The organism is Paenibacillus sp. FSL L8-0502, assembly GCF_038593055.1.
GTDB classification, from domain to species: Bacteria; Bacillota; Bacilli; order Paenibacillales; family Paenibacillaceae; genus Paenibacillus; species Paenibacillus polymyxa_D.
Genome location: NZ_CP151958.1, coordinates 2,821,235 through 2,844,150, shown reverse-complemented (window position 1 = coordinate 2,844,150; position 22,916 = coordinate 2,821,235). Strand labels below are relative to the sequence as shown.

The 22,916-nt window shown below is 53.0% G+C and carries 1 protein-coding gene (cut by a window edge); it reads right to left on the bottom strand.

The features are described 5' to 3' along the window. Nucleotides 1-136: 136 nt before the first annotated feature. A protein-coding gene (locus NSQ57_RS12190; protein ID WP_342426098.1) for a non-ribosomal peptide synthase/polyketide synthase crosses the window boundary here: on the bottom strand, nucleotides 137-22,916 show its 3' portion. It continues 19,430 nt past the right edge of the window; 22,780 of the gene's 42,210 nt are visible here — the last part of the coding sequence; its start codon lies off the right edge, out of view — the gene reads right to left on this strand; it ends in the stop codon at nucleotides 137-139.

Sequence of the window (22,916 nt, the reverse complement as noted above, 5' to 3'; positions counted from 1 at the left end):
ATTTTCAAATGGAATTGTTTTTGCTATTTTTTTAATGTTAGTAGATGATCATTGTGTCGGAAAAAGAATACTTTGCAGGCAAGGGCAGTCGGACAAGCCGCCACCCTCTGCACACGCAAAGTGAAATCATTGCATTTTAGAAAACAAAGTCGATGGAATCCGGTGAGAAGCCTTCCGGCTGCTCGTCCGAGTTCACCTGAATATCGCTTAACAGCAAATCTGGATCGATTCCAATCTGGGACAGGATCGCTATCAAATCTCTGGTTAATCTCTCAATAGCGTCAGCCCCAAATAGCTTCGTGCAATATTCAAACGAACCCTTCATCTCCCCATCTTCATCACTCATAGACAAAGTCAAATCGAATTTGGAAATACGATGCTCCCGAACATACGGGCTGAAGGACAACGTTTCAAGCTGCGCTTCCGGCGACTCTGTGTTTTCCAGTACAAACATGGTGTCGAATAACGGGTTACGGCTTGCATCCCGTGTTACATCCAGCTTTTCCACCAACTCTTCCAGTGGATAATCCTGATGCTCGAAGGCTTGCAGCGTACGATCTCTGGCTTCCTGCAAGTAGCTGTGGAACGTTTGGTTGCCCCTCGGCTGATGCCGGATGGCTAGCGTGTTGACGAACATTCCGATCAGTGGCTCCAGTTCAGGCAACAAGCGGCCTGCTACCGGCGTACCGATGATCAAATCGTCCTGACCGCTGTATTTGGACAGCAGAACGGTGTAGGCGCTCAACAGCACCATGTACAGTGTACTTCCGGTTTGTGTCGCAATTCGGTGCAGTTGCTCGGATACATTCGCGTCCACTGTAAATTCATACATCGCACCCTCGAAGCTGCGAACAGCAGGTCTAGGATAAGCAATTGGCAAATCCAGTACCGGCAATTCTCCGGCTAAATGCTCCAGCCAGAAGTGTTCCCGGCGTTGGTATGACTCACGCTGCATCTCCTGCTGCTGCCACACGGCGTAGTCCTTGTACTGAATTTGCAGCGGCTCCAATTCCTGCCCTTCGTACAGTTGTACCAGCTCCTGCACGATATTGTTCGACGATACACCGTCTGAAATAATATGATGCATGTCGTACATCAGGAGGTGACGCTCTGGTCCGGTTTGAATAAGACGGACACGCAGCAGTGGTGCCTGGCGAAGATCAAAGCTGCGTACAAAGGACTCGATATAGGCTTCGGCTTCAGACTCCCTAACCTGCAAGTGCTCTACTGCAAACTCCACTTGATCATACACCCGCTGAACGACCTCGCCTTCCACCATTTCAAAGGAAGTCCGCAACGTTTCATGGCGGGCTATTAACTGACGGAACGCATCCTCCAGCCGATCGGCCTGAAGCGGTCCCTCCACGGTTAATACACCCGGCATATTGTAGCTGAGATCCCCACCTTCCAGATGGCTCAAAATGTACAGTCGTTTTTGAGCCGAGGAAACCGGGTAGTATGCCTGTTGCGCCGCCGCAGGGATCACCGTATAGGTGTCTGTGCCGTGCGTAGCTATGAGCTGGGCTTGCTGCTCAATCGTAAAGTGTTGGAACACCTCACGCAGCGTAATCCGGCTGTCCAGTTCCTGATGGATTTTGGCCACCAGCGTCGTTGCCCGCAGGGAGTGCCCACCCACGTCAAAGAATGAGTCGGTGACTCCTACGCTGGACAGCTTCAAAACATCCTGCCAGATTTGGGCTAGCTTGGCTTCCAGCGGCGTCCGCGGTGCAACGTACTCCAGGCCTCCTTCGAGGCGTGCTTCCGGCGCCGGCAGCGCCTTGCGGTCGATTTTCCCGTTCGGTGTCAGCGGGAAACGATCCAGTTGTACCACATACGTCGGGATCATGTAATCGGGCAGCTTCGGCTGCAGCGCATTCCGTAGCTCCGGCAAACTCAGGGACGCTGAAGCTATGATATAGGCACACAGATCCTTGTGTCCATCTTCGTTTTCCCATGCTGTGACGATGGCTTTCTGAATGCCGTCCACGGTCAGCAGCTGCGCTTCCACCTCACCCAGCTCGATCCGGTACCCCCGGATTTTCACTTGGTGGTCAATCCGGCCCAAATACTCAATGCTGCCGTCTGGCAACCACCGGGCCAGGTCGCCCGTTCGGTACATTCGGTGTGCGTAAGTGCTGTCCGCTTGATCGGTTGCTGCCGCAACAGCGAACGGATTCAGGACAAACTTCTCTGCCGTCAGCTCTGGCAGATTCAGGTATCCTCGTCCGACACCTGCACCCCCGATATAGAGTTCACCTGCGATACCGATCGGTACCAGTTGTTGCTGGCTGTTCAGGATGTACACCGACTGGTTCGCGATCGGCGTTCCGATAGATACCGTATGCTCCCCTTTTTCCAGCAGTGCGTTCAGGGACTCCATATCTTCAATCGTATAAGCGGTCGCATCTACCGTCGTTTCGGTCGGACCGTACACGTTCGTAATCACCGGACGATACCCGGTCCATTTGTGTAGGAACACATGTACCAGCTGCACGGATAATGCTTCGCCACCGATCAGGTAATGCTTCACTTCCGGTGCTTCCGTCACACTGACACTTTCATTCAAAATATGCAGATGCGCAGGTGTGCCGTCCGACAAATCAATCCGGTGTGTGCGGTAGTAGGCGATCAAATGCTCTCCGCTCAGACTGACGTCACGGGACACCACATGCAGGGTGTGGCCTAACAGCAAGCTGGCAAAGATTTGCTTCACCGAAGCGTCAAATACAAATGCTGACAGCCATGCGACATGAAGCGGCTGTTCGTAACGACTGTATACTCGTTTCCATAAAGCATCTACCAGATTGCTAACACTGCTCTGCTCAATCATGACCCCTTTCGGCTGACCGGTGGTGCCTGACGTATAAATCATATAGGCCAGGTTATGCGGGCCGGCGATAGGGATCAGGTTGCTCGCATCCTGTGCTCCCAGTTGAGCTTGAGCGTCCTCGTCATCCAAGACTACAGCTCGAACTGTGGATGGCAAGCTGAGCGACAGGTTGGCAACTCTACTTGTAATCACGACCTTGGCCCCACTGTTTTGGAGCATGTAGTCGATGCGCTCCTGTGGATACATCGTATCCATCGGCACATACGCGCCTCCGGCCTTCAGTACCCCCAGAATGCTCACCAGAATATCCGCAGAACGTTCCAGCAATACGCCCACCGGTTGATCTGCTTCGACCCCTTCCGCTCGTAACACACGAGCCAATTGGTTCGCACGCTCATTTAGCTCAGTGTAGGTCAGCGCGGTGGCCCCAGACACAACGGCTATCCGCTCAGGGTTGCGCTCAGCTTGCTCTTCAAAGCGTTCGCTGAGCGAATGGCCTTGCACCTGTCTGTGTTCAGCACAACGCACGCTATGTGCATTCGGATCATTGAACACCTTCAGAATCTGCTCGGTTTCTTCCGCCGTAATCAACTCCAGCTCTCCCAGCTTCGCATCCGGATTCGCCGCCACGGCTTCGACCAAGCGAACAAAGTGACGCGTCATCCGTTCTACCGTTTCGCGCTCGTACAACGCAGTTGCATACTGCAATCCAAACTGGATGCCTGCCTCTTCCTCTCTAGCTTCCATCATCAAATCAAACTTGACTGGCGTTTGTTCCAGGCCGTATGGACGGAAGCTCAGGTTTGCCAGTTGCAGTTCGCCTTCCTCAGTCGTTTGCAGCGTAAACATCGTATCGAACAGCGGATGGCGGCTCATATCCCGCTTCACGTTCAGCTTTTCCACTAGCTCCTCAAACGGATAGTCCTGGTGCTCGTAAGCTTGCAGGGCACGCGTCTTCACATCCTCCACATAGCTTCGGAAGCTTTGCTCTGACGTCGGATAGTTCCGCAATGCCAGCGTTCCGACGAACATCCCAATCATCGGCTCCAGATCGGCATGCGGTCGTCCGGCAATTGGTGTGCCGACTACGATATCTTCTTGCCCGCTGTATTGGTGTAGGAGTGCAGTGTACGCTGCCAGCAGCACCATATACAGCGTGGAGCCTGTGTACGCCGCCAGTTCTTTCAGCCGTTCGCTGACTTCACGTTCCAATCCGAACACCACCGTATCGCCTGCCGTACTTCGCACCGCCGGACGGGCAAAGTCCGTAGGTACATCCAGCACTGGCAGCTCACCCTGGAAGGTGCCCAGCCAGTACGCTTCCTGACGTTGCATCCACTCTTGATGGGCTTCGCTTTGCTGCCATACCGCATAATCCTTGTATTGTATCCGCAATGGTAATAGCTCTTCACCGTCGTACAAGCGGACAAATTCATCGGTCAGTACACCCATGGACACGCCATCCGAAACGATGTGGTGCATATCGAGCATGAGTAAATGCTGCGGTTCCTGCTCGGTTCCTTGTACGCCCAAATCTACCAAGCCTACTCGCAGCAGCGGAGCAGCTTGCAGATCGAACGGTCGTACAAACTGCCGCACCCGTTCTTGTACTTCCTGGCTGACCATCGTGTCCGCATCCGTGGTTGTGTCCTGGTCTGTACCCATAGTCGCAGCTTCTGCCTGTACCTTTGTATATTCCAATTCAAACGGCACAGTGTCCTCAATCCATTGCATTGGCTCACTGTCCACTAGTGCAAAGCGGGTACGCAAGGTCGCATGACGGGCGATTAATTGATGGAACGCGTTTTCTACCCGCTTCACATCCAGGGGTCCGCTCACTTGCAGCACCGACGGCATGTTGTAGTTCACATCATACGGGTCGAACTGATGCAGCACATACAGTCGTTTTTGCGCCGACGATAACGGGTAGAAGTTGCGTTCTTCCGTTACTGGAATGGACGCATATGTTACTTGATCCAGATATTCCAGTACGACTGCCAATTGCTCAATCGTTGGTGCTTCAAAAATACTGCGCAATGGAAGCGGCTTGTTCAGCTCCTTGTGAATCCTCGAGGCGAGCGTCGTCGCCCGCAGTGAATGTCCACCAATCTCGAAGAAGTTTTCCTTCACGCCGACCTGCGCCAGGCCCAGCACATCCTGCCAGATTTGCGCCAACTTCACTTCCACCCACGTCCGCGGTGCGACATAGTCGGCTACGCTTTGCAGGCTGTCTTCTGGTGCTGGTAGAGCCTTGCGGTCGATTTTACCGTTCGGTGTCAGCGGCATTTGTTCCAGCTGTACCAGATAGGAAGGGATCATGTAACCCGGCAGCTTCTGGCTCAAATCGCTGCGTAGCTCACTTGCGACAACTTCCTCATCGGCGACCACATAAGCGCAGAGCTGCTTCTGCCCTTGCTCATCTTCCCGTGCGATGACCACAGCTTCTCGCACTGCCTCCAGCTTCAACAGCTGCGTTTCTACCTCGCCCAGTTCGATCCGGTAGCCCCGAATTTTCACCTGCGCATCGATCCGCCCCTTATATTCAAGCGTACCGTCCACATTTAAGCGTACCGTGTCACCTGTGCGATAGCAGCGTTCTCCGCTGCGGAACGGGCTATCAATGAACTTTTCGGATGTCAGGTCCGGACGGTTGCGGTATCCACGTGCCACCCCGTCACCGCCTACCAGCAGTTCACCCCATACCCCGACGGGTTGAAGCCGCATCGAACGGTCCACGACGTACGCTGTTGAATTATGGATCGGTCTACCAATTGGCACCGATTCCGATTGCACACCGGTGATCGCATGCACTGTGGAAAAAGTCGTATTTTCAGTCGGGCCATAGATGTTACTGATTCGAAGGGACGGATGGGCCTCCAGCACCCGGTTCATATGTGGTACGGACATCACATCACCGCCGACCAGCAGTTCCCGTATCCCCTCGAACAGCGCCAAATCCTGCTGAGACAACTGGTTAAAGAGCGGTGTGGTCAGAAACATCGTGGTAATACCGTGACTGCGCACTGCTTCCTTAAGCTTGAGCACGTCCAAAATGATATCCTGACTCACTAGCACCAGCTGTCCACCGTTTAATAGAGCGCCCCAAATTTCGAAGGTGGATGCGTCGAAAACAATAGCCCCTGTCTGCAAAATGCGCGTGTCAGCATCCAACTGCGCGTAGTTTGTATTTTTCACCAAACGTACGACATTACGATGCTCTACCATGACACCCTTCGGCTGCCCCGTCGTACCTGACGTATAAATGACATACGTTAGATCGTTCGGACCGGACAACGGCTCCAGGTTGGAACCATCCTCGTGATACACACTTTGTGCTCCATTCAGCACCAGTACCTGACCATCAAAAGCTACTTTGTCCACCAGATGGCTTTGCGTTAACAACAGCTCTACTCCCGAGTCGTCCAGCATGTAGCGGATACGCTCCTCCGGATACGTCGGATCGATGGGGACATATGCGCCCCCAGCTTTCAAAATGCCTAAGATCCCCACGATCAAGTCTACCGAACGCTCGGTCATCAGTCCCACCAAACGATCCTTCGTCACACCTTGACTACGCAAGGTGCGCGCCAGACGATTCGCACGTTCATTCAGCTCGCGATAGGTCAGCTGTTCTCCTTCAAAGAACAATGCTGGCTGTTCCGGTGTGTGTGCCGTTTGTGTCTCGAACAGGCCATGGATCGTTTGCTCGCTCGGATACTCGGCGGCTGTATTGCCCCATACGCGGAGAATTTGCTCGCGCTCCTGCGTACTTACCATATCCAGCTCCTGCACCCGAGTGTCCGGCTTCGCTACCACCTGCTCCAATAGCTGTATCAGATGGCCCTGAGTCCGCTTCACGGCTTCACGATCATATAACTTCGCATTGTATTCAAATCGGATTTTCATCGCTTCCTGCGGCATGACAACCAGATTGAAATCATAGTTGGTTTGTTCAATCATGCCGGCATTGCGAATTTCAAAGTCCGACGCTGCCCCTTCGCCAAGTTGCTCGACCTGCTCCTCCACCGGATAGTTTTCAAACACGATAATGTGGTTGATCAGGTCTTGCTTTTGCTCGGTCAAGGCTTGAATTTCATACAGCGGATACGTTTCATAATCTTGAGAAGTCAGCGCCTGTTTCTGATTCGTTCTGATCAGGTCGGCAAAGGTGTCCTCAGCCCCACTGCGGATACGTATTGGAATGGTGTTAATGAACAAGCCCACCATGTTTTCGATCCCCGAAATATCCGCTGGACGACCCGACACTACACCACCAAAAACAGCGTCATCACTACCGTTGTACTTTTGGAGCAGCAAGCCCCAAGCTGTTTGCAGCAATGTATTCGGGGTCACGTGGTGCTGCTTGGCCACCATTTCCATACGTCCAGTCAAATCCTTGCCCAGATCACACAGGATATGCTCAAATTGGGCATCGTCCGCTTTCACGCCTACTTTTCCGGTCGGAATCGAAGTTTGCTGATCATAGCCGAGCAAATAATCCTTCCAGTAGGAAGCTGCTGCTTCTTCATCCTGTGCTTCAAGCCACTCAATATACTGACTGTATGGAGTCACGGGGGCAAGCTTCGGCTGTCTATGCTCCACGGCTGCAAAATAAGCCTCAAACACCTCATCCGTGACTAACGCCACACACCAGCCATCCATCAAGATGTGATGAGAGCTCCACACAAAATAATAATCCTCATCACCTGTTCGTAAAATCGCCACGCGCATCAACGCATCCCGGGACAAATCGAATCCGGCTGCCTTGTCCTTGCGAATAAATTCCTGCACATACGCGTCACGTTCCTGCTCATTCAGATGACGCAAATCTTCACATCTGAAACCAACCTCCTTGCGGCGGAAAATCACCTGCACAGGCTCATCCTGCCAACCGCTGATGAAATTAGCTCTAAAGATCTCATGCCGCTGCGCCAAATGATTCAAGCTATCCTGGAAAATATCCGCTTGGAAACGTCCGTGCAAATCAAAGGTCGTTTGTTCAAAATAAGCCCCGGATGCTGCATCCATCAGACTATGGAACAACATGCCTTTTTGCATCGGCGTCAACGCATAGACATTTTCCAGTTCCCCGATGTCACGAGTCCGTTCTACCAATTGATCCAGCTCGGCCATCGTTACATGTTTAAGCATGACATCGCTTGGCGTCAGTTCTTGCTGTTTGCGGCCTGTGCAATGCGTAATGATTTCCTGCAAGCTGGTTCTGAACTGTTCAGCTAACTGCTCCATCGTTTCACGACGATATTCCTGCTTGCTGTAGCTGATTGTCAATTGCAGCTTACCTTCCGAAATCAGTCCGTTCATATCCAGCGTGTGCGTTCTGGCTGCATGGGCGCTAAGCTCTGCACCGCTAGAGTAAGGAGATACGCCAAAGGACTGACTTTGCATATCTTGATCAAATTGTCCCAAATAGTTAAAGCTGATTTCAGGTTCGGTCACAAAACGCTCTGGCTCACATGCTGCGGACAGGTATCTCAACATCCCGTAGCCAATGCCCTTTTGCGGAATGCGGCGGAGTCCTTCTTTCACCTGTTTGATGCGCTGTGAAAGGTCTTGCCCCACGCTCATATCCAGCACCACCGGGAATTGGGTCGTAAACCAGCCCACGGTGCGCGTAATATCCAGTTCTGGCAGAATGGATTCCCGCCCATGGCCTTCCAGGCTCACGAGCACTCGTTCCAGGCCCGCCCAGCGATGAATCGTCAGTCCCAATGCGGTAAGCAGCAAATCATTCATCTCCGTGTTGTAGGCACGATGCGCCTGTTTTAACAACTGCTCCGTTTCCTGAGCTGTCCACGTAACTGTCATGTTCTCGCTGTCCCTATTCAAGGAATGAGAAGGGGGCTCGTCTTTTGGAAGCGGCTGATATACGCCATGTTCCATTTCCTTCCAGAATCCAAGTTCTGCTGCCATAGCCGGACTATTCGCATATTGAGACTGCCCATCCGCCCAGGTGCGGAACGAATCCGTTTTGTGCGGAAGGCGAGCCGTTTGTCCGTTCAATGCCTGCTCGTAGGCGGTTGTAATATCCTCGAACAAAATGCGCCAAGATACGGTATCCACCACCAAGTGATGAATCGCCATCAGCAAATGATCACCATCTGGGCAATGGAACAGCCCCAGTTTCACCAGCGGTCCTTCGCTTAACTGAATACCCGCCTGAATTTCATTCACTTTAGCCTCGATCGCCGCTGACACCTCAGTCTCATGGCTGAGGTCTATACGTTCCAGCGTATACAGCTCGCCCTCCCCAATTGCGCGATTCCAGGCTTCATATCCGTGCTCCGTAGGACGGAAAACGATCCGCAGTGTGTCGTGATGGCTAACGATTTGATCCATCGCCGTGCGCAGGGCCGGTTCATCAAAACCATCCTTGCTATGCAGCATGATGGACTGGTTATGATGATGAGCATCCGTCAGGTTTTGCTCAAAGAACCAGTGTTGAACAGGTGTCAGCTTCACAGCGCCCACCACTTCGCTTTGATCCGCCAATCGGGTCACCGATTGAACTTTCAGTGCCAAGGCAGACACGGTTGGATGACTGAACAGGTCTTTCATCTCCAGTCGATAACCTGCTTGCAGCAATCGGGAGGATACTTGCAAGGCCTTAATCGAATCGCCACCCAGCTCAAAGAAGTTATCCTGCGCACCTACCGCTTCCACGCCGAGCACCCCGGCCCATACCGCAGCCAGTACTTGCTCCACCGTGGTACGCGGTGCCACATAGGCTGCACCCGTATGGATGCTTCCTTCCGGTTCCGGCAAGGCCTTACGGTCGATTTTACCGTTGCTGGTCAGCGGGATCGTCTCCAGTCGCATCAAACGTGCAGGCACCATGTGCGCTGGCAGTCCGGCTTCCAGTTCGGCCTGTACCTCCTCGATCCGCAGCTCAGCTTCTCCTGTGATGTATCCGCACAAGTACTTGTGTCCACGCTCATCCGTCCGGTCGATGACTACCGCTTGACGTACACCCGGCACCCGCTGGATCGCCGTTTCGATCTCGCCCAGCTCGATCCGATAGCCCCGGATTTTCACTTGATAGTCCATCCGGCCGATAAAGTCCACATTGCCGTCCGGCATCCATCGCGCCAAGTCACCTGTGCGGTATAATCGTTCACCTGGCACGAACGGATTGGCTACGAATTTCTCGGCCGTCAGGTCCGCACGGTTCAGGTAGCCTCGTGCTACCCCAGCTCCGCCAATGCACAGCTCACCCAGTACGCCGATCGGCACCGGATTCAGCTGGCTGTCCACGATGTAGAAGCGTGCGTTCAGCCATGCCTGTCCAATCGGCACATTACCGCTGCTTGGCAGCTTCGACAGTTCTTCGTCGTAGAAGCTGGAGTCGATCGCCGCTTCCGTAACACCATAGCTGTTCATAATGCGAATATCTGCGCCAAATCGTTCTTGCAACACCCGATAATCCGTCACGCTGCAGCTATCCGAGCTGGTAATCAGCAATTCCAAACTGCTCATGTCCAGTCCCTGCTCATATACATGCTGCATAAACGGTACGATCAAGGCTGGTGTGGATTCGAACACCGTAATCTGATAGTCGTGAATCCAGCCATACAGACGGCTCGGATCAATGCGGTCGTCTTTCGGACAGATAACCATCGTGCCGCCGTTATAAAGCGTCCGCGCGATATCACCGACGAACACGTCGAAGGAGAAGCTCGCCAGCTGCAGCAAACGTACCGGGAACTGGTTCAGGCGATAATCCCGACGATACGCCGCGGCGGTATTCACCAAGCTGCGATGCTCGATCATGACGCCCTTCGGACGTCCCGTTGTCCCTGAGGTGTAGATCACATACGCCAGATCCTGCGGTTCGTTGATGTGATTGACGTCTGTGGTATCTCCGGTGTACAGCGACTCATCGTCCAGTGCCAGTACGGTGTGCAGACGCAGCCCTGTTGCGGGTTCGGATGTAGGTTGGCTTTCCTCGAGCCATGCCTGTGCACGCTCCTGCAAGCCGATTTGGGTCAACAGTACCGTCGCACCACTGTCCTCCAGCATGAAACGAATACGTTCGGACGGATAATCTGCATCCAGCGGCACATAGGCGCCTCCTGCCTTCCACACCGCCAGTACGCCAACCAGCATGTCGACCGAACGTTCACTCAAAATGCCAACAATCGACTCGCGTCCAATGCCTTCATTTCGCAGTCTACGGGCTAATTGGTTCGCACGCTCGTTCAGTGTGCGGTACGTCAGTTGTTGTTCCTCGTACACCACCGCCACATGATCTGGTATAAGCTGGGTCTGTTCTTCCACATAAGTATGGAATAAGCCTCCTGCTTCAGCAGTAACATCCGATACTCCCACATCTCCAAAACCGTAGATGATTTGTGCCTTCTCCTCGACAGTTACCATATCCAAAGCTGCCAGTGGCTGCTGCGGATGAAGAGTAATCGCACGTACAAGTTCGGTAAAATGCTGTGCCAATCGCGCGATGGTCTCAGGCTTGTACAGCGCCGTGCTGTATTCCAGACTGCACAGAATGCCTTCCGGCTGCTCCACGGCATCCAAGGTCAGATCAAATTTGGCCGTATGATTGTCTGTCGGATACGTTTTAAAGGTCAGACCTTCCAGCTCGAACTCCTGCTGCTCAAATGTTTTCAACTCAAACATCGTGTCAAACAGCGCATTCCGGCTCGTATCCCGCGTTAAATTCAGCTTTTCAACCAGCTCTTCAAAAGGATATTCCTGATGTTCGTAAGCACTGAGCGCATGCTCTTTGACCTCTTGCAAGTAATCTAGGAACGTTTTGTCACCAGCCGGATAATTGCGGATCGCCAGCGTGTTGAGGAATACGCCTACCAAGCCCTCCAGCTCCGCATGCGGTCTTCCGGCAATCGGCGTGCCGACGATAATGTCTTCCTGTCCCGAATATTTATGCAAAAGCGTGCTATACGCGGCCAGCAATACCATGTACAAGGTGGAGCCGGTTTGCGCGGACAGCTGTTTCAACTGTTCGCTGTCCTCCAGGCTGATCGCAAATTCCAATCGCGCTCCTTCCAGACGCTGTACGACTGGTCTTGCAAAATCCGTAGGCATATCCAGCACCGGAATGTCACCAGCCATCGTGTTCAGCCAGTAGCTTTCCTGCTCACGAAGCCGCTCACTTTGCATATCTGCATGCTGCCAAACCGCATAGTCCTTGTACTGGATGCTCAGTGGCGGCAGTTTCTTGCCTTCATACAATTGAGAGAACTCCTGCACGATAATTCCTTCCGTGACGCCATCCGAAATAATATGGTGCATGTCATAGAGCATGACGTGACGCTCCGGTCCGGTTTCCACCAGCTGAACCCGCAGCAACGGTGCTTGTGCGAGATCAAATGCGCGTACAAAGTCTTGGGCATACTGCTGGGTCTCTTCTTCGCTTGCCTGCACATGCTCCACGCTGAATGCGACGCCCGATTCAATCCGTTGAATCACCTCACCATCCACCATCTCGAATCGGGTTCGCAGGGCTTCATGACGGGCAATCAGCTGGCGGAAGGCTTGTTCCAGTCGCATTTTATCCAAGGAACCTTCGATAATCAACGCTCCTGGCATGTTGTAGCTAACCTCTCCACCTTCCAGGTGACTCAGCACGTACATCCGTTTTTGCGCCGAGGAAACAGGATAATATTCACGCTCCTCCGCCAGAGGAATAGATACATACGTTTGCTGGGTCTGATCTTCACCCATCACCTGCACCAGTTGCTCAATCGTCGGATATTGGAAAATATCTCGCAGCGCCAGCTTGTAATTCAGCTCCTGATGGATTTTCGCCATCAGTGTTGTCGCGCGCAAAGAATGTCCTCCGACTTCAAAGAAATGGTCCTTAATACCGATCTGCGGATGATTCAGAACACTTTGCCAAATACGTACCAACTGCTCTTCCAGCGGTGTGCGCGGTGCCACGTACGCCGTGCCTCCTTCGAGGCGCGCTTCTGGCGCAGGCAACGCTTTGCGGTCAATTTTTCCGTTCGGTGTCAGCGGGAAACGATCCAGTTGTACGACATAGGTCGGGATCATATAGCCCGGCAGTTTGGGCTGGAGTGTGCTGCGCAGATCCGGCAAATTCAGCGCCTCCGAGGCTACGACATACGCACACAGATCCTTGTCTCCGTCTTCGTTTTCCCAGGCGGTGACGATGGCTTTCTGAATGCCGTCCACGGTCAGCAGCTGCGCTTCCACCTCGCCCAGTTCAATCCGGAAGCCCCGGATTTTGACTTGATCATCCATCCGGCCGATAAAGTCTACATTGCCGTCCGGCATCCATCGCGCCAAATCGCCTGTACGGTACAACCGTTCACCTGGTACATACGGATTCGCTACGAATTTCTCGGCTGTCAGGTCTGCACGATTCAGGTAGCCTCGTGCCACCCCGGCTCCGCCAATGCACAGCTCACCCAGTACGCCGATCGGCACCGGATTCAGCTGGCTGTCCACAATGTAGAAACGTGCGTTCAGCCACGCCTGACCAATCGGCACATGGCCGCTGCTTGGCAGCTTCGACAGCTCTTCGTCGTAGAAGCTGGAGTCAATCGCCGCTTCGGTGACGCCGTAGCTGTTCATAATGCGGATATCCGCACCAAACCGTTCTTGCAGCACCCGGTAGTCCGTCACACTGCAGCTGTCCGAACTGGTGATTAGTAGTTCCAGACTGTTCATGTCCAGCCCCTGTTCATGCACATGCTGCATAAACGGTACGATCAGGGCTGGAGTCGATTCGAACACGGTTATCTGGACATCGCGAATCCAGCCATACAAACGGCTAAAATCAATCCGGTCGTCTTTCGGACAAATGACCATCGTGCCGCCGTTATAGAGCGTCCGTGCAATGTCCCCGACGAACACGTCGAAGGAGAAGCTCGCCAGTTGCAGCAGTCGGACTGGGAATTGGTTCAGGCGATAATCCCGGCGATACGCCGCAGCCGTATTCACCAGGCTGCGATGCTCGATCATGACGCCCTTCGGCCGTCCGGTTGTCCCGGATGTATAGATCACATACGCCAAATCGTGCGGTTCGTTGATGTGATCGACGTCTGTCGTATCTCCGGTGTACAGTGACTCATCGTCCAATGCCAGTACGGTATGCAGACGCAGCACTGTTGCCGGTTCGGATGCTGCTTCGCTGTCAGACTTCGAATCTGATTTCAAGCCTAAGTTTTCATTTAGGCTGTCTCTTTCCATCGTTTCAGCACCAGCCGCTGTTTCCAACTCACCCTCAGTCTGCCCTCCGGCCAAGGCCTGTCGGCTTTCCCCAAGCCATATCTGTGCTTGCTCCTGTAAGCCGATTTGGGTCAACAATACCGTCGCACCACTGTCCTCCAGCATGAAACGAATGCGTTCGGACGGATAGTCTGCATCCAGCGGCACATATGCGCCTCCAGCTTTCCACACCGCCAGTACGCCGACCAGCATGTCTACCGAGCGTTCACTCAAAATGCCGACAATCGACTCGCGTCCAACGCCTTCATTCCGCAATCTCCGCGCCAATTGGTTCGCGCGCTCGTTCAGTTTCCGGTAAGTGAGCTGCTCCTCCTCGTATACCACCGCCACATGATCTGGTACAAGCTGTGCCTGTTCTTCCACATAGGTATGGAACAGGGCTCCTACTTCAACTGCAGCACCATCCATTACTCCCACTTCTCCAAAACCGTAGATGAGTTGCTCCTTTTCCTCAACGGTTACCATATTCAAAGTTGCCAGGGGCTGTTGTGGATGATATGCAATAGCTCGAACGATTTCCGCAAAATGCTGTGCCAATCGCGCAATGGTCTCAGGCTTGTACAACGCCGTGCTGTATTCCAGACTGCACAGAATGCCTTCTGGCTGCTCCACTGCATCTAAAGTCAGATCAAACTTGGCCGTATGATTTTCCAGTGGATAGGAGCTCAAGGTCAGACCTTCCAACTGCAACGCCTGCTGCTCCAAGGTTTTCAACTCAAACATCGTGTCAAACAGCGCATTTCGGCTCGTATCTCTCGTCAAATTCAGCTGTTCAACCAGTTCTTCAAAAGGATAGTCCTGATGCTCATAAGCACTGAGCGCATGCTCCTTCACCTCTTGCAGATAATCCAGGAACGTTTTGTCGCTGGACGGATAATTGCGAATCGCCAGCGTGTTAATGAAGACACCCACCAGATTACTGAGCTCCGCATGCGGTCGTCCTGCAATCGGCGTGCCGACGACAATGTCCTCTTGGCCCGTGTATTTGTGCAAGAGCGTAGTGTACGCCGCCAGTAGCACCATATACAGGGTTGAACCTGTTTGCGAAGCCAGTTCTTTTAGGCGTTCGCTCACTTCACGCTCCAGTACGAACTCGATCGTATCCCCTGCCGTACTCTGCACCGCCGGACGGGCAAAGTCGGTTGACAGATCCAGTACAGGCACTCCGCCCCGGAAGGTGCCCAGCCAGTATGCTTCCTGACGCTGCATCCACTCCTGATGGGTTTCGCTTTGCTGCCATACGGCATAGTCTTTGTACTGAATCCGCAATGGCGACAGTTCTTCACCGCCATACAAGCGAACAAACTCATCGGTCAGTACCTCCATCGACACGCCATCCGAAACGATATGGTGCATGTCGAGCATGAGTAAATGCTGGGATTCTTGCTCTACTCCTTGGACACCCAGATCCACCAAGCCTACCCGCAGCAGCGGTGCAGCTTTTAGATCAAACGGACGGATAAACTGCCGTACCCGTTCTTGTGCTTCCTCGCTAATCCTCGTGTACGTAGCTGTAGTTGTATCCAATCCTGTAGCTGTGCCCTGATCCGTAGCCGTAGTCGTACTCTCTACCTGTACCTTCGTATATTCCACCTCGAATGGCACGCTGTCTTCAATCCATTGCATCGGCTCATTGTCTACCAGCTCAAAGCGGGTACGCAAGGTCGCATGGCGGGCAATCAGTTGACGGAACACGTCCTCTACTCGTTTCACATCCAGCGGACCGCTCACTTGCAGCACCGACGGCATGTTGTAGTTCACATCACTTGGATCAAACTGATGCAGTACATACAGTCGTTTTTGTGCTGAAGATAACGGGTAGAAGCTACGTTCTTCTGTTACCGGAATGGATGCGTACACCACTTGATCCAGACCTTCCAGAACGGCTGCCAGTTGTTCAATCGTGGGTGCTTCAAAAATGCTGCGAAGGGGAAGCGGCTTGTTCAACTCCTTGTGAATCTTCGAGGCCAGTGTCGTCGCCCGCAGCGAGTGTCCACCAATCTCAAAGAAGTTTTCCTTCACGCCGACCTGCGCCAGGCCCAGCACATCCTGCCAAATTTGCGCCAGCTTCACTTCCACCCACGTCCGCGGTGCGACATAATCGGCTCCGCTTTGCAGGCTGCCTTCCGGTGCTGGCAGGGCCTTACGGTCAATTTTGCCATTGGGACTCAGCGGCATTTGCTCCAGTTGTACAAAGTAGGACGGCACCATATAGCTTGGCAGCTCTCGGCCCAGCTCACTTCTCAGCTCGCTGGCTCCTAGCTCTTGCCCCGCGACATAGTACGCCACCATGTGTTTTTGTCCCGTTTCGTCTGCACGCGCCATGACAACCGCTTCTCGCACGGACGCTACTTGGAGCAGCTGCGTTTCGACCTCGCCCAGCTCAATCCGGTAACCGCGGATCTTCACCTGATGGTCGATCCGGCCCAGATATTCAATGTTTCCGTCCGGCATCCATCTTGCCAAATCGCCAGTGCGGTACATCCGTTCATAGCCTGCTTCCCCGCCGGCAAACGGGTCGGCTACGAATTTCTCGGCCGTCAGCTCCGGACGGTTCAGATACCCACGTGCCACACCGACACCACCGATGCACAACTCCCCTGCAACCCCAATCGGCTGCAATTGCTCCGTGCCTTCCTTCACGATGTACAGGCGAATGTTTTGAATCGGTTTTCCGATCGGAATGACTGCATATTCTTCCGTCGGCTCGCAATCAAAGTACGATACGTCCACCGTCGCTTCGGTTGGACCGTACAGGTTGATCAGCTTCGCTCCGGTCAGGCTCGACACGAGCCGTTGGAAGCGAGCCACATGCTGTGGCGGCAAGGCTTCACCACTGGCAAAGACATGGCGCAGCGTTGCCAGTTTCGCTTGCATTACTTCCCGTGGCTGCTGCTCCACATACTCCAGGAACGCATGCAGCATGGCAGGTACAAAGTGCATCGTGCTCACTCCATCGCGGGCAATCGTGTCCACGATGTCTTCCGGGTTCTTTTCCCCGCCTACCGACAGCAAGCTCACCTTCGAGCCGACCAGCGACCACCAGAACAGCTCCCACACCGACACGTCGAACGTAAAGGCGGTCTTTTGCAGGATCGTATCTTCCGCACTCAAGCCGTACCGATCATGCATCCACAAAATCCGATTCAGCACAGAATGGTGCTCCACCATCACGCCCTTCGGTTTTCCCGTGGAGCCAGAGGTATAAATGACATAGGCGACATGGTGCGGTCCGGCCAGTGGCTCCAGATTCGAGCCGTCTTCGTGGTAAATGTCTTGGCCAGCCTGCTCCTGACGATCCAGCACCAGCACCTGGCCGTCGAAACTCAGCGATGCTTGCTCCGCCAGATGCGATTGCGTCAGCACCAGCTTCGCGCCCGAGTCCTCCAGCATAAAGCGGATACGATCAGCCGGATATTCTGGATCAATTGGCACGTAGGCTCCGCCTGCCTTGAGGATCGCGTAGATGCCTACGATCATCTCTAGCGAGCGCTGAACCAGTATGCCTACCGGCTGATCCGGTTCAACACCTTCCGCACGCAACGTCCGAGCCAAACGGTTCGCGCGCTCATTCAGCTCCGCGTAGGTCAACGATTCCGCTCCACACAGCACTGCCACTTGCTCCGGTGTGCTCGCTACCTGCTGCTCGAACAGTGAACTTAACGTCTGATCTTGCGGATAATCTGCCGCCGTATCTCCCCACACCTGAATGATCTGTGCCTGTTCTTCTGGTGTCACCAATTCCAGCTCATTCACACGGATATGTGGATTATCGATAATTTGCTCGATGACATGCAGTACATGTCCCCGCATCCGCTCGATCGTAGACCGATCGTATACATTGGCGTTATATCTGAACATGATGCGGAAAAGCTCATCTGGCATCACAATCAAGTCCAGATCATAATTCGTTTGCTCAACAACCTCTACATTCGTAATTTCAAAAGCGGATGGACGAACTTCACCCAACTGCTCGACTTGCTCCTCAACCGGATAGTTCTCAAATACCATAATGTGGTTAATCAGATTTTGCTTCTGCTCGGTCAGCGCCTGAATTTCATATAGCGGGAAGCTGTCATATACCCCCGAAGCCAACGCTTGCTCCTGCGTTTTCCGCATGATGTCCACAAACGTGGCATTCCGTTTACTTTGAATCCGAACCGGGATCGTATTAATGAACAGACCGATCATATGCTCTACACCCGCAATATCCGTCGGACGTCCAGATACGACACTGCCGAATACAACATCCTCATTGTTGTTATATTTCTGCAAAATAAGGCCCCACACGCTCTGCATCAGTGTATTAATCGTGACCTGCTGCTGCTTTGCAATCCGATACATGGCTTCGCTCCGTGTTGAATCCAGATCTACCGTTATTTTTCCAGAAATATATTCGCTGGTTTCACTTGCTGTAGTGGATACAGTATGATCCCTGCTGTCCGCCACGTGGTCTTTTGATGCGGTATCCGATCCAGGTAACAACGTCTGCTGTTCAAAGCCCGCCAAATAGCTGCTCCAATACTCTTTTGCCGCACGTTCATCCTGACGCTCCAGCCATTCAATATATTGACCATATGATGTAACAGGAGCAAGCTCCGGCTGCTTCTGCTCCAGCAGCGCAAAGTACGTACCAAACACTTCGCCTGTAACAAGCGATAAGCACCAGCCATCCATGACAATGTGATGGAAGCTCCAGACCAAGTGATACGTTTCTTCATCGGTTTGCAATACCTGTACGCGCATGAGCGCATCCGTACCCAGATTAAAACCTCTAGCTTGGTCTTCCTGCTTAAACGCCTGGATATAGGCCTGTTGCTCCGCTTTCGGCATTTCGCGTATATCCTGGAAGGAAAGGTCGCTATCTTTGTGACGGAACACGATCTGCAATGGCTCCTGACTGTGCCCTGTCTCAAACCGATGGAAATTCGTCCGCAGTGCTTCATGACGCTGTGTCAGCAGATCCAGGCTCTTACGGAAAATAGCAACATCAAAGCTGCCTTTTTGATCAAACGATGCTTGCTGGAAGTATGCAGCTGAGTCTGGCTCCATCAAGCTATGGAACAGCATCCCCTTCTGCATTGGCGAAAGAGCATACACATTTTCCAGTTCGCCCACAGAAGCCGTTTGCTCCGTCAATTGCTCCAGTTGTTCCAACGACAAGCCTTTGAACAAGACATCGCTTGGGGTTAGTTCGCTCCGCTCTTGGGAGGCACAATGCGCGATCACTTCCTGCAAGCTTTCCTGCAGCAACTGCGCAAAGTTTTCTACATTTTGCTGATGATATACCTTACTGTCATAGCGAATCTCCAGTGTCAGCGCGCCCGCTGTAATCATGCCGTTCACATTCAAAGGATGCTCCAGTACAGTATGGTCACTCATCGGCTCTCCACCTGGATGCGAAGACAGCCTGATATCCCCATTTTCCAAGTCCTGATCAAACTGTCCCAAATAGTTAAAGCTAATTTCAGGCTGCAAGGTCAAGGAAGGATGGACATCATGCTGAGACATATATTTCAAAATGCCGTAGCCAATGCCCTTATGCGGTACATGGCGCAGGTCTTCCTTCACCCGCTTGATTCGCTGCCCTACTTCTGCCTTCCCATCCACATCAAGCAGCACCGGATATTGGCTCGTAAACCAGCCCACGGTACGTGTGATGTCGATATCTGGAACAATGGCTTCCCGGCCATGGCCCTCCAGATTGACCAGTACGCGCTCCTGACCGCTCCAGTTATATAACGCGGTGCCGAGTGCAGTTAACAGCAGATCATTGACCTCGGTGTTGTACGCACGATGCGATTCCTGAAGCAGTAGCCGGGTTTCCTGTTCGCTCCAAGCTACGCTCACCGTCGCAGTGTCTCTGATTAGAGAATGTTGTCCCTCCGCTCTCTCTTGATCCTTAGGCAACGATGCAACTTCCATTTGGGCAAGATGCTGCCAATATTCGCGTTCGTTGTCGATCGCCGGACTGTTCGCATATTGAGACAACTGCTCTGCCCAAGCAGAGAAAGAGTCCGTTTTATATGGCAAGCGAATCGCTTCTCCCCGCACGGCCTGCTCATACCCCGTGGCAAAATCCTCAAACACAATCCGCCATGAAATCCCGTCTACGACCAAATGGTGGATCGCAATCAGTAAATGATCTCCATCCATGCAGCGGAAAAGTCCCAGCTTCACCAGCGGTCCTTCATCTAGACGAATAGAGCTTTGGATGGCATTGGCTTTCGTTTCAATCGCCATCGCCACCTCTGCCGTGTCCTCGACGCCTGTCAAATCAACAACGTCCAGACTGTACAGCTCGCCTTCGTTCACACCGCGATTCCACGCTTCATAGCCCTGTTCGGTCTGACGGAAGACCATACGCAGCGCATCATGATGCTCCGTCACCTGGGTCACCGTTTGATGCAATGCGGCTTCATCGAATCCTTGTGCTCTATACAGCATCACCGATTGGTTGAAATAATGTGGCTCTGCTGAGGATTGTCCAAAGAACCATTGCTGTATTGGGGTCAATTTAACTGCTCCCGAGACCACCCGCTGATCGGCTGTGCGGCTAACTTTGTGTACATGACTGCTCAGCAGTGAAATGGACGGATATTGGAACAAATCCTTCATCTCCAGCTTGTAGCCCGCTTGCAGCAAGCGGGACGATACCTGGATCGCTTTGATCGAATCGCCGCCCAGATCAAAGAAATTATCCAAAATGCCGACTCTCTTTGCTCCTAATACAGACTGCCAAATGGACACTAACGTCTGCTCCAGTGCTGTGCGCGGCTCTACATAATCCGCTCCGCTTTGCAAGCTGCCCTCCGGTGCTGGCAGTGCCTTGCGGTCGATTTTACCGTTCGGTGTCAGTGGCATCTGCTCCAGCTGGATGAAATACGAAGGCACCATATAGTTAGGCAGATCCTCACCCAGTAAGCTACGCAGCTCCCCAGCGCTTACGTCTCTTTCAGCGACATAGTACGCCACCAGTTGGTTTTGCCCCTGTTCGTCCGCTTGGGCCAGTACGATGACCTCTTGCACGTCTTCCACTTTCAAGATTTGTGCCTCGACCTCACCCAGCTCGATCCGGTAGCCCCGGATTTTCACCTGATGGTCAATCCGGCCCAAATATTCGATGTTGCCGTCTGGCATCCATCTCGCCAAGTCCCCCGTACGGTACATTCGTTCATAGCCTGCTTCACCAACCGCAAACGGGTTCGCTACAAATTTCTCCCCCGTCAGCTCTGGACGATCCAGATAACCACGGGCCAGACCTGGACCAGACACGCACAGCTCACCCGCTACGCCGACCGGAGCCAAATGTCCATGCCCATCCACCATGTATACCCGATGATTCGGCACAGGACGTCCAATGGAAATGAGTTGTCCAGCTCTCTCATCCTCGGACACCGGCCAGATGGACGTTGCAACTGAGTTTTCAGTTGGACCGTAGCCGTTGTAGTAAGCCACTTGATCCTTCCACTTGTATACCAGTTCGGTGGAAGATGCTGAACCCGCAGTGAACAGAATACGCAGGTGTGGCATCCGCTCTGGCTCCAGATACACCGCATAGGTCGGCGGCAAAGCGGCCACCGTAATCCGGTGATTCGCCATATATTGCTCAAACCGCTCGTAGTTCAAAATCGTCTCTGTCGTTGGCACATATAACGTGGCTCCGCAGAACAGCGCTTGGAAGATTTCCCAGCAAGCCGCATCAAACGAATAGCTAGCGAACAGCAACGCATGATCCGACGTGCGGATTCGAAGCGTCTGATCAAAATACGTTTTCAGATTGCACAGCCCGTGATGCTCCAGCATAACGCCCTTCGGCTGCCCTGTTGTACCCGATGTATAAATCACATACGCCAAATCATTTGGACCGGACCACGGCTCCAGGTTGGAACCATCCTCGTGATACACCGTTTGCGTTCCATCCAGCACCAGCACTTGGCCATCGATAACTGCTTTGTCCACCAGATGACTTTGTGTCAACAGTAGCTTCGCACCCGAGTCGTCCAGCATATAGCGGATACGCTCTTCCGGGTAGGTTGGATCGATGGGGACATATGCGCCTCCGGCTTTTAAAATCCCGAAGATGCCCACGATCATATCCACCGACCGCTCGGTCATCAGACCCACCAAACGATCTTTCGTCACGCCTTGACTGCGCAAGGTACGAGCCAGGCGATTGGCGCGTTCATTCAACTCGCGATAAGTCAGCGCTTCTCCTTCAAAGAACAAGGCTGTCTGCTCCGGTGTCTGCGCCGTTTGCGTCTCGAACAAGCCATGGATCGTTTGCTCGCTTGCATAGGTTGCTGCTGTATTCCCCCAAACCTTAACGATTTGCTCGCGCTCCTGCTCGTTTAACATATCCAGCTCATGTACACGGATGTTCGGATTCGCAGTCACCTGCTCCAGCAATTGCACCAGATGACCTCGAATTTGTTCTACACTTTCCCGTTCAAAGGCCAGAGCATTATAGCCAAAGCTCATGTGAATGGTGTTCCCCGGCAGCACCACCAGGTTAAAGTCATAGTTGGTCTGCTCGACGGACTCGGCTCCGGTGATCGTGAAGCTGGACGCCTCACCGCTACCTAATTGCTCGATTTGTTCCTCGACCGGATAGTTCTCAAAAATAAGAATATGGTTGATCAAATCCTGCTTAAGCTCCGACAGTCCCTGAATTTCATACAACGGATACGTATCATAGGCATGGGAAGCAATCGATTGCTCTTGGGTTTGCTTCATCACATCGGAGAATAGACTACCCACTTGACTACGGATACGCACCGGAATGGTATTGATAAACAGACCAATGATGTGCTCCACATTCGGAATGTCTGCCGGACGT